Consider the following 14,419-nt stretch of genomic DNA (forward strand, 5'->3'; position numbering starts at 1 on the left):
AATCATGACAGAGGATGGGCCCCCGGGGCGGCGCCACAGTCGCAGCCCTCGACGGCCGGCCATTCGAGCCGACGCCACAGCCCTTCGCCGGGGTTGATCTCGACGGTGGCGCCGATCGTCTGCATCCGGCCGGTCGGTTCGCGGGTCGCGGCGACCTCGGCCAACACGAGCGCTGCCGCGGCGGTGAGGGCGGGGACGCCGGCGTCGGGGGAGTGTCCGATCAGCTGAGCGGCGACGAACGGCCATCGTGGGTCCCTGCGGGCGCGGAACAGGTCGGTACACCGCAGACAGGTGCTGAGTCCCGGCACGACGGTGGGTCCCACCACGACCCGCCCGTCGCGGCAGTACACGTGCATGTGCGCCTGCCCGGCGCGGCTCAGAGCGGTCGTGATGACCGGGTCCACGGAGACGGTGCCGGTGAGGATCACGAGGTCGGGTGCCTGTCCGCGGCGGTGCCAGGGTGGCCGTTCGGCATCGAGCGCCAACCCGGGGGTGGGGCCGGTGCTCACCCGGCATCCGTTGACGGACAGCGGTCCGCGCAGGACCTCGGAGACCTGGCCGGAGCCCAGGATGTGGACCCGGCGGACTGGGGCGGGCCGCGGTCGCGCGGGTGTCGTGGAGGGCGCGAGCGCGGAGGCCGCGAGTGCGGGTGCCGCCGGGCCGGGGACGTCGAGGTGGACGTGCCCGAGGTCGGCCAGGCGGGCGAGGATCCGTGCGACGGCGGCCCGACCGGCGGCGTCGATTCCGGCGCGGCGGGCGGCCGAGTCGAGGTCGGCCCCGCCCTCGAGCCCGGTGAGCAGGGTGGCGAGGCGGCGGGCGTCGACGGCGGCCGGCGCGTCGACGACCACCGCCCTGTCCGGCGCGAGCCCGACCTGCACGGTGCGGCCGTCTCGGGCGACGACCACGGTGCCCGGACGCAGCGCCGCGCGGATCGACGACGAGGCGCCGGGGCGGGCGGGCTCGGATGCGGTGGCCCGGACGTCGGCGGGGTCGGTCGCCCCGACCTCGGCGGGCGCGGCGATGACGACGGCACGCGGCGGCTCCGCGGCGGGCTGGGGCGCGGCGGCGGGCGCGGTGAGCGGGGTCGGCGGGGTCACGGATGTCATCGTGGCACGTGGGCACCGTGTCGCCGGGCCCGCCGGCACGGTTATCCACAGGCGCGGGCGTGTGGATCCGGCGTGTGGACGACGGCCCGAGAGGGCGCGCCGTCCGGTGGTCTACCGTGGTCGGCGTGCCGCCAGCCCCTCGCCCCGCCGGCCGATCCGAGGACACCGCCCCCGGCGGTCCGGCCCCGGCGTCGGCGCTGCCCACGGACCCTGACGACCCGCGGATCGAGATCCGGCGGTCGCGGCGTCGCAAGCGGACGGTGTCCGCGCGGGTGGAGGGGGAGACCGTGGTCGTGCTCATGCCGGCGGGTCTGCCCCGGGCCGAGGAGCGGCGAGTGGTCTCGGACATGCTGGGCCGTCTGGCACGGTCGGGTCGCCGTCGGGGTCCGAGGGCCTCGGACGAGGACCTGATGCGGCGGGCCTCCGGGCTGTCGGACCGGTGGGTGGAGGGGCGCCCGCGGCCGTCGTCGGTGCGGTGGGTGCCGCCGATGACCACGCGCTGGGCGTCGTGCTCTCCGGCGTCGGGCGAGATCCGGATCAGCGAAGCGCTGCGGGACGTCCCGGCGTACGTGCTGGACTACGTCCTCGTCCACGAACTGGCCCACCTCGTGGTGCCGGGCGGGCATCCTCCTGAGTTCTGGGAGGTGGTGCACCGGTTCCCGCGCGCCGAGCGCGCGATGGGTTACCTCGAGGCGTACTCGCGGGTTCTCCGCGGCGCTGCGGGCACGCCCGGGAGCGGGGACGACGCCCGCGAGGACGCGGGCGGCGGTGCCGGTGAGGGCGTGGGGGACCTGATCGAGGGTGACGACGACGACGAGGTCGACTCTCCCTGACCGGCCCCGCCCGGGGCCTAGCGGGCGGGTCAGTCCGCGTCGCGCGGCCCCTCGGAGCCGGTGTCGTCCCCACCGATCCCGCCGCCGGACTCGCGGAGGAACCGCTCGATCTCGTCGACGCCGCCGGAGTCGCCGGTCGATTCGTCGAGGAGGCGGTCGATCACGGCGGCGGGGTTCTCGAGATCCTCGCCGACGGGCAGGAGGTCGGGGTGGCTCCACAGACCGTCGCGGCGTTCGATGCCGACGGCCTCGCCGACCCGTCGCCACAGTTCGGAGGCCTCGCGGGCGAGCCGCGGGCGCAGTTCGAGGCCGACGAGGCTGGCGAAGGCCTGCTCGGCGGCCCCGCCGGTCGCGCGGCGGCGCAGCCACATCTCGCGGAGCTTGTCGGCGCTGGGCAGCCGGTCGCCGACGGCGGCGGTGACCACGGCGTCGACCCAGCCCTCGACGAGTGCGAGGAGTGTCTCGAGGCGGCCGAGGGCGGCCTCGTTGACGTTGGTGACCTTGGGGCCGATCGCGCCGGCGCCGCCCGAGAGAAGTTCCTGCAGCTTGGCCGGGTCCTGCAGCATCGACGGGTCCAGCCCGGAGGCGAGGTCGTCGAGTCCGGAGGTGTCGACGCGGATGCCGCGCGCGTATTCCTCGACGGTGGCGAGGAAGCGGGCGCGCAGCCAGGGGGCGCCGGAGAACAGTCGCAGATGGGCGGCCTCGCGCGCGGCGAGGAACACGACGACCTCCTGGCGGGGCAGCTCCAGCTCGTCGGCGAACGCGTCGATCGCGGCCGGCGAGAGGGCCGCCACCCCGTCGTCGCCGAACGGTATGCCCACCTCGGAGGAGAAGAGGACGGCAGGGGCGAGCTTGCCCAGTCCCTGGCCGAGCTGCATGCCGAAGCCCATGCCGCCCATCTGGTCGAGCATGCCGAGCAGCGGGCCGGCGAGCTGGCGGGCCTCCTCGGGCATGGCGCCCTTGGTGGCCGAGTTCATCTGCTCGGCGACCGGGGTGCAGATCTTCTCCCAGGTGGGCAGGGACTGCTCGACCCACTGCTGGGGGGTCCACACCTCGGTGCGGTGGACGCCGGAGGGGAACAGGGTGGTGTCGTCGAGCCACAGTTCGGCGAGGCGGACGGACTCCTGGGCGGCGGAGCGCGAGGCGTCGGTGATCACGGGCGTGCGGCCGAGCGCCTGCAGGGCGACCGTCCGAGCCAGCTGGTAGTTGACGGGGCCCGAGCTGCCGGGGCCGGACATGGCCGATCCCATGGACCCGAGCATCTGCCCGAACTGGGAGAGCATCTGGCCGAGGTTGCCGAACTGCGAGGGGTCGAATCCGCCGGGGCCGCCGAAGCCACCGGGGCCGCCCGATCCGCCGGGATTACGGTCCCGGTCGTCGTCGCGCCCGTCGTCGTCGGAAGCGGAGAAACCGAAGGGCTGGTTCATGCCACAACGGTACAGCGTGCAGGGGTGCGGGGTCCGGCCGCGACGCGGTGTCGGCGGGGCGCGGACTACCCTTGCCCCCGTGAGCCGCCGCCTCTTCACCGTCCTCGCCGCGCTGGTACCGGCGGTCCTGCTGCTCGTCCTGGCGACGTCGGCCACCGTCCCGCTGGTGTCGATGGGCCCCGGGCCCACGTATGACACGTTCGGCGCCGCGGAGGTCGAGACCGAGAGCGGTGAGGTCGAGCGGGTCCCGGTGATCGACGTGGTCGGCCGGCCGGCCGACGAGACCGCGGGGTCGCTGCTCATGACGACCGTGGCGGTGCGAGACCGTCTCACACTGGTCGACGCGGCGCGGTTCTGGCTGGATCCGGCGCAGGTCGTGGTGCCGCGGGACCAGGTGTTCCCGCCGGACCGGTCGCGCGACGAGGTGCGTGAGTCCAACGCCGCGCAGATGGTGGGGTCGGAGAACACCGCCGAGGCGGCCGCCTACCGCCACCTGGGGATCCCGATGCAGCCCCGCGTCGAGGGTGTGGAGCCCGACGGCGCGGTCGCGGGGCGTCTGCAGGAGGGTGACGTGTTGACGTCGATCGACGGGGAGCCGGTCGAGGACGCCACGTCCGTGGTCGAGCGCGTCGGCGAGCGCCGCGCGGGGGACGAGATCACGATCGGGTTCACCCGGGACGGCCGGGAGGGGTCGACGACGACGAGACTGCAGTCGGCCGGGCCGGACGGCGATCCCGACCAGGGCCGGCTGGGCATCCTGGTCGGTGACTCCCCGGCGGACGGCACCGACGTGGACATCACGGTGGACCCGGGCGTCGGCGGCCCCTCGGCGGGCCTGGTGCTGGCGCTGGCGATTGTGGACAAGCTGTCACCGGGGGAGACGACCGGGGGGGCGCGGGTCGCGGGCTCGGGCACGATCCTGCCCGACGGGACTGTCGGGTCGATCGGCGGCATCCGGCACAAGATCCGGGCCGCCCACGAGGCCGGGGTGAGCGAGTTCCTGGTGCCCGCCGCCAACTGTGCGGAGGCTGTGCAGGATCCTCCCGAGGGCATCCGGCTCATCGAGGTGTCGACCCTGGGCGGCGCGGTGGAGGCGCTGGAGACGGCCGCTTCCGGGGGGCGGCCACCGACCTGCGGCTGAGGCGGGGGTTTTCCGTAAGGTGGGGCCCACGAGCATGTCCGCCCCAGCAGTGCAGGAGCATCCCAGGTGTCCGTCCGCCCACCCGGCAACCCCCCAGGTCGGCCGATCGCGATCTCGCGTCGCGGTCGGGCCGTCGCCGTCGCCGTCGTCGTCCTCATCCTCGTCATCCAGGTCCTTCCGCGGCTGAACACGGCCTATACGGACTGGCTGTGGTTCGGCAGTGTCGACGCCACGAGCGTGTTCCGCACCGAGCTGCTCACGCGGCTCGGGGTGTTCGTCGTGGTCGCCCTCCTGGTCGGCCTGGCGGTGACCGCCGGCATCCTGCTGGCCTACCGCGCCCGCCCCGTGTTCGTCTCGCAGCCGGGGATGCCGGACGCGCTGGCCCGCTACCGCGCGGCCATGGGCGCCTCGCCCGGCAAGACCGTGTTCTGGATCCCGGCCGTGCTCGCCGTCCTGGCCGGCTCGGTCGCACAGACCGGTTGGCAGACGGTGCTCGCCTTCTTCAACTCGACGCCGTTCGGTGAGACGGACCCCCAGTTCGGGCTCGACATCTCCTTCTACGCGTTCGAGCTGCCGATGTGGCGCGCGATCGTCACGTGGATGATGGTCGCCATCGTGCTGGCGTTCCTGGCCAACCTCTTCACGCACTACATCTTCGGCGGCCTCCGGCCCGGCGCCCGCGAGGGTGCGTTGACCCGGGCGGCCCGCATCCAGCTGGTGAGCCTGGCAGGCCTGTTCGTCCTCGCCAAGGCGGCGGCGTACTGGCTCGACCGGTACGAGCTGCTGTTCAGCGAGAACGCCACGTTCACGGGTGCGAGCTACACCGACGTCAACGCCCTCATGCCGGCCAAGATCTTCATGTTCTCGGTGGCACTGGTGTGTGCGGTCGCGTTCTTCTCCGCCATCGTCATCCGGGACCTGCGTATCCCCGCGCTGGCCACGGTCCTGCTCCTGTTCTCGGCCCTCGTGGTGGGGTCGGCCTGGCCGCTGGCCGTGGAGCAGTTCTCGGTCAATCCCAACCGCGCCGTCAAGGAGCGGGAGTACATCGCCCGGAACATCGAGGCGACGCGCGCCGCGTATGACATCGGTGAGGACCGGGTCACCTACATCGACAACTGGGGGGCGGCCGATCCGAATCCCCGGGAGGCGGCCACGGACATCACCACGCTGTCCAACGTCCGCGTGTTGGACCCCAACGTCCTGTCGCCGACGTTCACCCAGCTGCACCAGCTGCGCAACTTCTACGGCTTCCCCGAGACCCTGGGGATCGACCGCTACACGATCGACGGCGAGATGCAGGATTTCCTCGTGGCCGCGCGTGAGCTCGACCCCCAGTCCCTGCAGGCCAACCAGCGCGACTGGATCAACCGTCACACCGTGTACACGCACGGCAACGGGTTCGTCGCGGCTCCGGCCAACCGGGTCAACGAGATCGCCGACGACGCCGGCTCGGACCGGGGCGGCCTCCCCAACTTCCAGGTCTCGGACCTGGAGGCCATCTCCAGTGGCCAGGAGATGATGATCCCGGTCACCCAGCCGCGGACCTACTACGGTCCGCTCATCGCCCAGTCGGATCCCGACTACGCGATCGTCGGCGACAACGGCGACGGCCCCCGTGAGTACGACACCGACACGACCCAGTACACCTACACGGGTGAGGGCGGTGTGCCCGTCGGCGGCTGGGTCAACCGGATCGCCTATTCGCTCAAGTTCGCCGAGCGGAACATCCTGCTGTCCAACCTCATCGGCGACGAGTCGAAGATCCTCTACGACCGCGACCCGAGGGACCGGGTGCAGAAGGTGGCCCCGTGGCTGACCACGGACACCAACACGTACCCGGCGGTGATCGACGGCCGCATCAAGTGGATCGTCGACGGCTTCACGACGCTCAAGACCTACCCCTACGCCGAGCTCAGCTCGCTGGAGGCCATGACTTCGGACTCTCTCAACGACGCGAGTGGTCGGGTCCTGCCGGACGAGGAGGTCTCCTACATCCGCAACTCGGTCAAGGCCACCGTCGACGCCTATGACGGCACGGTCGACCTGTACGCGTTCGACGAGTCGGACCCGGTGCTTCAGACCTGGATGAAGGCTCTGCCGGGCATCGTGCAGCCGCGCGAGGCGATCTCCGAGGAGCTGGAGGAGCACCTGCGCTACCCGGAGGACCTGTTCAAGGTGCAGCGCGAGCTGCTGGCCAAGTACCAGGTCGACGACCCCGGCCAGTTCTTCACGAACGACGCCTTCTGGTCGGTGCCGTCCGATCCCACGGTGACGTCGTCCATCCAGAACCCGCAGACCCCGCCGGCGGCCGGCCCCGGGACCGCTCCCGCACCCGGGACGGCCGGTGGTCCGGCCGGGGCCCAGACCGTGGACCGGGACGGGCCGGCCCAGCCGCCGTACTACGTGGTGACCTCCGACCCGACGGACCCGGAGTCGGACGAGCCGTCGTTCCAGCTCATCTCCGCGTTCCGGGGGTACGAGCGCGAATTCCTCGCCGCGCACATGTCGGCGAGTTCGGACCCCGAGACCTACGGGCAGATCACGGTGCGCGTGCAGCGGCCCACCGAGCCGCTCTCGCAGGGCCCCAACCAGGCTCAGGACATCATGATCGCCTCCCCGGCGATCGCCGAGGACCGCCGGCTGTGGGGTGAGACGGCGGAGATCACCGAGGGCAACCTGCTGGCGCTCCCGCTGTCCAACGACTCCGTGCTGTACGTCGAGCCGATCTACACCCAGCGCAAGGACCAGGACTCCGCGTTCCCGCGTCTGCTCCGCGTGATGGTGAGCTACGACCGCGCCGTCGGCTACGCGCCCACCCTGTACGAGGCGCTGCAGCAGGTCGGTATCGAGACGGACCCCGATGCGGTGCGTATCGACGAGACAGGCCAGGCCGAAGCCGAGGCGGAGGGCGGGACGTCGCGGCCCGCCGAGGGCACGGCCCCGCGCCCGTCCGCGCCCGCCGGCGGCGGTGGCGGGGGCGGCGATGACGCCTCCCGTGAGGCCGCGGTCCGCGAGCTCAACACGGCGCTCAACGCCGTCCGCTCGGCCCAGAGCGGGGGAGACCTCTCCGACCTGGGACAGGCGCTCGCGGACCTGCAGGCCGCCGTCGACGCCTACCAGTCGCTCGGCAACGGCAACTGACGACGCGTCTCCGCCCGCCCGGGCCGGTCTCCCCGCGGGACCGGCCCGGGCGCTTTGTCGGTGAAGGCGTCGTCGTACCGCCGGGCGGGTCCCCGCCTCGGCGGTGGTGTGTCCCCACCTGTCACGTCACGTCATGTCGCGGTCGTGTCCCGTTCACCGATTTGCGTTGTCCGTTCAGTGGCACGTAGTGTCATAGACGCAATCGACGCGGGGTGGAGCAGCTCGGTAGCTCGCTGGGCTCATAACCCAGAGGTCGCAGGTTCAAATCCTGTCCCCGCTACCACGCACGACGAAGGGCCCTTCCTCACGGAGGGGCCCTTCGTCGTTCCGGGGCCGCCGCCGTCGCGCGGCGGTGCCGCTGGCGCCGCTGCCGTCTGGCGCCGCCGCCGATTCGTGGTTCCCGGTCGCTTTTTGCTAAGGTCTTATCTGACCGAGGCGGAGTCGAGAGGGAAACCACTCGGCCGCCGGACGGTCTCACGTCACCCGGTATCACCCGGATGATCGACGCGGGGTGGAGCAGCTCGGTAGCTCGCTGGGCTCATAACCCAGAGGTCGCAGGTTCAAATCCTGTCCCCGCTACCACGCACTCAGGCCCGGTTCCCCCAGGGAGCCGGGCCTGAGTCGATTTCGGGAGGAACCCCGTCGGGCGCGGCCACTGAGTTAGTGTCCGATCCGCGTCGGCGACCGCCGCGCGCCCGCCCGGCGTCGAACCCGCCGGACGCGATGCGGACCCTGGAGGACACCGGTATGAAGACCCGCGCCGCCATCGTCGAGGGGCCGGGGGAGCCGTTCCGTCTCGTCGAGCTCGACATCGACGACCCCCGATCGGACGAGATCCTGGTCCGCGTCAAGGCCGTCGGGCTGTGCCACACGGACCTGACCATCAAGGAGATGCTCCCCGCGGAGATGTTCCCCCGGGTGTTCGGGCACGAGGGAGCGGGCGTCGTGGAGGCGGTGGGCGCGGAGGTCGAAGGCGTCGCGGTCGGCGACCATGTGGTGATGAGCTTCCGCTCGTGCCGTGAGTGCGACCGTTGCCGCTCCGGCGGGGTCGGGTACTGCGAGCAGACGATGGCGCTGAACTACATGGGCTATCGCACGGACGGCAGCACGACGCTCCACCGTGACGGCGCGGACGTCTCCGCGTCGTTCTTCGGGCAGTCCAGCTTCTCGGAGCTGGCGATCGGAAACGCCGACAACGTCGTCGTCATCGACCCCGACGTCGACCTCGCGGTGGCCGCACCCTTCGGCTGTGGCTTCCAGACCGGTGCCGGGGCCGTTCTGAACACGATCGACCCCGACCCGGCGTCGAGCCTCGTCGTCTACGGCGTGGGCGCGGTCGGTCTGGCGGCGGTCGCCGCGGCCTCCGCACGTGGGGTCGAGACGATCGTCGCGGTCGACACCAAGGACTCCCGGCTCGATCGCGCCGTCCGCTACGGTGCGGTCGGGGTCAACCCCACCGACCTGCCCGACGGGGCGTTCGTGGACAGGATCAGGGAGCTCACCGCGGGCGGGGCCACCGCCGGGGTCGACACCACCGCGGTGTCGGGCGTCATCGCGCAGGCGGTCCGCGCCCTCGCGCCCCGCGGCACGCTGGTGGTGGTGGGCCTCGGCGAGTCCCGGCTCGAGCTCGACGCCGTCGATCTCATGCAGAACGGCAAGATCGTCCGCGGCTGCATCGAGGGCGACTCGGACCCGCAGACGATGATCCCCGATCTGTTGGCGATGCAGTCCGCCGGCGCCCTCCCTCTCGACGAGCTCGTCACCACGTACCGTTTCGACGAGATCAACACCGCCGTCGCGGACGTCACCGCTGGCGAGGTGGTCAAGCCGGTGCTGGTGTTCTGAGCCCACAGCGCCGTTCGAACCCACAGCGCCGTTCCGACCCACAGCGCCGTTCCAACCCACAGCGCCGTTCCCGCCCCGCGGAACCCCGGACGCTCGTATGGTGGACACGTGTCTGTTCGGGTGTCCGGTGCGGGCACCACGTCCGCCCCGACTCCCAGGAGATCTGCCATGACCACCTCACTCGACCGCGATGCCCTGCTGATCGGGACGCAGTGGCGTTCGCCGGCCACCGACGACGTCATCGAGGTGGTCAGTCCGCACACCGAGGAGGTCGTGGCGCGCGTGCCCGAGGGTTCGGTGGCGGACATGGACGCCGCCGTCGCCGCGGCGCGCGAGGCGTTCGACCACGGTCCCTGGCCGCGCATGAGCCCCGGGGAGAGGATCGAGGTCGTCGCCCGACTGTCCGAGCTGTACGCCGCCCGCCTCGACGACATGGCGACCGTCATCTCCACCGAGATGGGATCGCCGATCTCGTTCAGCAAGCTCGCGCAGGCGCCCGCCCCGTGGATGCAGATCGAGGCGTTCCTCAAGATCGCCCGCGAGTTCCCCTGGGAGGAGACCCGCCCCGGGGCCCTCGGCGGCGAGGTCCTCGTGCGTCACGAACCGGTCGGCGTGGTCGCCGCGATCCCGCCGTGGAACGTGCCGCAGTTCACGGTGCTGTCCAAGCTGATCCCCGCCCTGCTCACCGGCTGCACGATCGTCATCAAGCCGGCCCCCGAGACCCCGCTGGACACCTACCTGCTGGCCGACCTGCTCATCGAGGCCGGGGTGCCGGAGGGGGTCGTGAGCATCGTCGCCGGCGGCCGCGAGGTGGGCGAGCACCTGGTCCGGCACCGCGCGATCGACAAGGTGGCTTTCACCGGATCCACCGCCGCGGGCCGGAGGATCGGCGCCATCTGCGGCGAACAGCTCAAGCGCTGCTCGCTCGAGCTGGGTGGCAAGTCCGCCGCGATCGTCCTCGACGACGCCGACGTGACGACCGTGGTCGAGGGCCTGAAGTTCGTGGGCGTGATGAACTCCGGACAGGCGTGCGTGGCGCAGACCCGCGTGCTCGTGAGCCGCGAGCGTCATGACGAGGTGGCCCGGGCGATCGCCGACGGGATCGGGTCGATGACTGTGGGCGACCCGCTCGACCCCGCCACCGAGATCGGCCCGATGGTGGCCCGGCGCCAGCAGGAGCGCGTGAACTCCTACATCGAGATCGGTCAGCAGGAGGGCGCGACCCTGCTCGCCGGCGGCCCCGGGCGTCCGGACGGGCTGGACACCGGCTGGTACGTGCGGCCCACCGTCTTCGCGGGCGTGGACAACTCGATGCGCATCGCTCAGGAAGAGATCTTCGGCCCCGTCCTGTCCGTCATCGCCTACGACGACGTCGACGACGCCGTCCGCATCGCCAACGACTCCGAGTACGGGCTGGCCGGTACCGTGTGGTCCGCCGACCGGGAGGCCGGACTGGCGATCGCGCGGCGAGTCCGGACCGGCACGTACGGCGTGAACACCTACACGATGGACTTCGCGGCCCCCTTCGGCGGATTCAAGGCCTCCGGCGTGGGACGAGAGTTCGGGCCCGAGGGACTGGCCCAGTACACCGAGCTCAAGAGCGTGTACCTCGAGGGCCCCGCCGTGGCCGGGGCCTGAGCCGCCGTGACCGATCAGCCCACCGTGACCGATGAGACCGTCTCCGCGACCGGACACGCCTCGCAGGGCGACGGCGCGCAGGGTGAGATCCTCGCGATCCGCGACGCCGACCGGGTCCGCACCCTGACACTGGCCCGGCCCGACGCGCTCAACGCCTTCAACGAGGCCCTGTACGACGCCATCACCGTCGCCCTGCACGACGCCGCCGCCGACCCGTCGGTCGCGGTCGTGGTGCTCACGGGCGCGGGCAGGGCGTTCAGCGCGGGGACCGACCTGCTCGAGTTGGGGGAGCGGGTCACCAATCCCGACTTCGTCCCCGGCGAACACGGCTTCCTGGGGCTCATCGACGCGCTCGCCGCGTTCGACAAGCCGCTGATCCTCGCGATCAACGGCCTCGGGCTCGGCATCGGCATGACCATCATCGGGTACGCCGACCTGGTGTTCATGGCCGACGACGCCCGGCTCAAGTGCCCGTTCACGAGCCTGGGCGTCGCTCCCGAGGCCGCGTCCAGCTACCTCATCCCCAGGCTCGTGGGCAGGCAGAACGCCGCGTGGGCGCTGCTGTCCTCCGAGTGGATCAGCGCCCGCGAGGCCCACGAGATGGGCCTCGTGTGGCGACTGTGCGCCCCGGGAGACCTGCAGGAGACCGCGCACTCGCACGCGACCCGGCTGGCCCGCCTCCCCATCTCGAGCCTGCGGGCGGTCAAGAAGACGATGACCGAACCCCTGGCGCGGCAGATCGCCGAGGCGCGCGAGCGGGAGAACCGGTGCTTCGCCGACCTCATGGGCGGCCCCGCCAACTCCGAGGCCCTCACCGCGTTCGCCGAGGGCCGGCAATCCGACTTCACCGCGCTTCCGGACGGGGCCTGACCGACGGGACGTGACAGGCGGGGCCGGGCCGCGGGGCCTTACCGGCTGTGCACGGCGCCCCCTCGTCGACGCGGACGACCCGGATGGCCGACCATGGGGGGCGTGACACACGAACCCGGGACGCCCGCCGCGCCCGTCGACGTGGTCGTCATCGGAGCCGGGCAGGCCGGCCTGTCCGCCGGGTACCACCTACGACGCCGTGGCTTCGTCCCGGCCGGTCGGGGCCCGGGGGAGGACCGGAGCGACCGTACCCTCGTCATGCTCGACGCCGACGAGGCCCCGGGCGGCGCGTGGCAGCACCGCTGGGAATCGCTCACCATGCGCACGGTCAACGGGATCTTCGCCCTCCCGGACCACCCCGTCCCCGACGTCGACCCGGACACGCCCAGCCGCGAGATCCTGCCCCGCTATTTCGCCGACTACGAGGCCCGCCACGACCTCGACGTCCGGCGGCCGGTCCGCGTCCGCTCGGTACGCAGACCGGTCCCCGGGCGGGACGACCCGGCCGGAGACCACCTCGTCGTCGTCACCGAACCGACCGGCGCCCCCCGCCCCGGCGCCCCACGGACCTGGGCGGCCCAGTACGTCATCAACGCCACCGGCACCTGGAGCCGGCCGTTCTGGCCGTACTACCCCGGACAGGAGACCTTCCGCGGGCGACAGCTCCACGTCCACGACTACGTCTCGGCCGACGAGTTCGCCGGACAGCGCGTCGTGATCGTCGGCGCCGGCATCTCGGCGACGCAGCTGCTCGAGGAGATCTCCCTCGTCGCCGACACCCTGTGGGTGACGCGGCGGGAGATCGAGTGGGAGACCGGCCCGCCGCCGGACAACTTCTCCGCCGCCATCGACCGCGTCGCCGAGCGCACGGCGAGGGGGCTGCCGCCGGAGAGCGTCATCCGCGTCACCGGCATGTACCGCGCGCCGTGGATCGACCGCGCCGACGCGCGCGGCGTCCTCGTGCGCCACCCGATGTTCACCCGCATCGAGCCCGACGGCGTGCGGATGCCCGACGGGCGGCTCGAACCGGCGGACGCCATCCTCTGGGCCACCGGCTTCCGGCCCGCGATCGCCCACCTCGCCCCGCTCGGGCTCCGGACGACCGAGGGCGGCATCCGCGTCGCCGACGGACGGGCGCTCGACGAGCCGAGGCTGTTCCTCATCGGCTACGGCCCGTCCCAGTCGACCGTGGGGGCCAACCGGGCGGGCCGTGACGCCGTGCGCCAGATTGTCGCGGACCTCTAGAGCGTCCGGGAGATGAGCTCCTTCATGATCTCGTTGGTCCCACCGTAGATCTTCTGCACGCGCGCCGAGGCGTACATTCGGGCGATCGGGTACTCGGTCATGAAGCCGTAGCCACCGAAGACCTGCAAGCATCGGTCGATGATCTCGCACTGCTTGTCCGTGCAGAAGTACTTGGCCATGGACGCCGTGGCCGGGTCGAGCTCGCCCCCCAGGTGCAACGAGATGCAGTGGTCCAGCAGGGTGCGGGCGGCCAGCGCCTCGGTCTTGCACTCGGCAAGCTCGAAGCGCAGGTTCTGGAACTTGAGGATCGGCTTGCCGAACGCCTCGCGCTCCTTGGCGTAGTCGGTCGCCAGACGGACGGCGGTCTCGGCGGCGGCGACCGCGGTCACCGCGATGATGAGGCGTTCCTGCGGGAGCTGCTGCATGAGCTGGATGAAGCCCTGCCCCACCTGCTCCTCGCCGCCCAGGATGTTGCCCGCGGGCACACGCATGTCGTCGAAGAACAGCTCCATCGTGTCCTGGTACTTCAGGCCGATCTTGTCGAGCTTGCGGCCACGGTTGAAGCCCTCCAGTCCGGGCGTTTCGGCCACCAGCAGGGACAGGCCCTGCGCGCCCTCCCCGCCCGTGCGGGCCACGATGACGAGCAGGTCGCAGTGCATGCCGTTGGAGATGAACGTCTTGGAGCCGTTGACCACGAAGTCGTCGCCGTCGCGCGTGGCCGTGGTGCGCAGGGCCTGCAGGTCCGACCCGGCGCCGGGCTCGGTCATGGCGATGGCGCCCACCATCTCGCCGGTCGCGAGCCTGGGCAGCCAACGCTGCTTCTGCTCCTGGGTGCCGTACTGGAGGATGTAGTGGGCGACGATCGTGCTGTGGACCGAGTTGCCCCAGCCGTCGTCCAGCGCCCGGGTCTGCTCCTCGGCGATGACGGCCTCGTGGGCGAACGACCCGCCGCCGCCCCCGTACTCCTCCGGGATCGAGATGCACAGCAGTCCCGCGTCGCCGGCCTTGTTCCAGAACTCGCGGTCGACCGCACCCTGCTCGGCCCACCGCTCGAGGTGCGGGGCGGTCTCCTTCTCCAGGAACGCCCGCGTGTGCGAGCGCAGGGCGTCCAGATCGTCGGTCATCCACGGGGACCGGAAGGGGGCGGGCTCGAACATGGGGCGACTCCAGGGT

At 71.9% G+C, this 14,419-nt stretch carries 10 protein-coding genes and 2 tRNA genes; 9 read left to right on the plus strand and 3 right to left on the minus strand.

The window, feature by feature from the left end; genetic code table 11:
* Positions 1–2: 2 nt before the first annotated feature.
* Positions 3–1,097, minus strand: coding sequence for a hypothetical protein (locus A6035_RS05180; protein ID WP_244192544.1), 1,095 nt, complete (start codon positions 1,095–1,097; stop codon positions 3–5).
* A gap of 134 nt (positions 1,098–1,231) precedes the next feature.
* Here A6035_RS05180 and A6035_RS05185 point away from each other — a divergent pair, with 134 nt between their 5' ends.
* The gene (locus tag A6035_RS05185) at positions 1,232–1,939 is read left to right on the plus strand and encodes a M48 metallopeptidase family protein (protein WP_244192545.1); all 708 of its coding nucleotides are present in this window, start codon (positions 1,232–1,234) and stop codon (positions 1,937–1,939) included.
* A 29-nt stretch (positions 1,940–1,968) separates the two neighbouring features.
* Here A6035_RS05185 and A6035_RS05190 read toward each other — a convergent pair whose 3' ends face one another.
* Entirely contained in the window at positions 1,969–3,366 is a 1,398-nt protein-coding gene (locus A6035_RS05190; RefSeq protein ID WP_108846899.1) for a zinc-dependent metalloprotease, read from the minus strand.
* Positions 3,367–3,445: 79 nt separating this feature from the next.
* Between A6035_RS05190 and A6035_RS05195 the strand changes: the two genes are divergently transcribed.
* From A6035_RS05195 to A6035_RS05230, 8 genes are all read left to right on the plus strand, one after another.
* Positions 3,446–4,507, plus strand: coding sequence for a YlbL family protein (locus A6035_RS05195; protein ID WP_108846900.1), 1,062 nt, complete (start codon positions 3,446–3,448; stop codon positions 4,505–4,507).
* A gap of 66 nt (positions 4,508–4,573) precedes the next feature.
* Entirely contained in the window at positions 4,574–7,648 is a 3,075-nt protein-coding gene (locus A6035_RS05200; protein ID WP_208635563.1) for a UPF0182 family protein, read from the plus strand.
* 206 nt (positions 7,649–7,854) lie between these two features.
* Positions 7,855–7,931 (plus strand) — tRNA-Met (locus A6035_RS05205).
* Between the two features lie 222 nt (positions 7,932–8,153).
* Positions 8,154–8,230 (plus strand) — tRNA-Met (locus A6035_RS05210).
* A gap of 165 nt (positions 8,231–8,395) precedes the next feature.
* Positions 8,396–9,493: an NAD(P)-dependent alcohol dehydrogenase gene (locus A6035_RS05215; protein WP_108849095.1), complete on the plus strand. Its 1,098-nt coding sequence runs from the start codon at positions 8,396–8,398 to the stop codon at positions 9,491–9,493.
* A 168-nt stretch (positions 9,494–9,661) separates the two neighbouring features.
* On the plus strand, positions 9,662–11,131 hold the full coding sequence (locus A6035_RS05220) for an aldehyde dehydrogenase (protein ID WP_108846901.1): 1,470 nt from the start codon (positions 9,662–9,664) through the stop codon (positions 11,129–11,131).
* Positions 11,132–11,218: 87 nt separating this feature from the next.
* Positions 11,219–12,001, plus strand: a complete 783-nt coding sequence (locus A6035_RS05225; protein ID WP_108849096.1) for an enoyl-CoA hydratase/isomerase family protein — start codon at positions 11,219–11,221, stop codon at positions 11,999–12,001.
* A gap of 102 nt (positions 12,002–12,103) precedes the next feature.
* Positions 12,104–13,246 (plus strand): FAD-dependent oxidoreductase, encoded by a 1,143-nt coding sequence (locus A6035_RS05230; RefSeq protein ID WP_235026525.1) that lies wholly within the window; start codon positions 12,104–12,106, stop codon positions 13,244–13,246.
* Here the strand turns inward: A6035_RS05230 and A6035_RS05235 are convergent.
* A complete protein-coding gene (locus tag A6035_RS05235; protein WP_108849097.1) occupies positions 13,243–14,403 on the minus strand; it encodes an acyl-CoA dehydrogenase family protein in 1,161 nt (386 codons plus the stop codon). The two genes, A6035_RS05230 and A6035_RS05235, sit on opposite strands and share 4 nt — an antisense overlap.
* Positions 14,404–14,419 lie beyond the last annotated feature (16 nt).

This window comes from Dietzia lutea (assembly GCF_003096075.1).
Taxonomy (GTDB): domain Bacteria; phylum Actinomycetota; class Actinomycetes; order Mycobacteriales; family Mycobacteriaceae; genus Dietzia; species Dietzia lutea.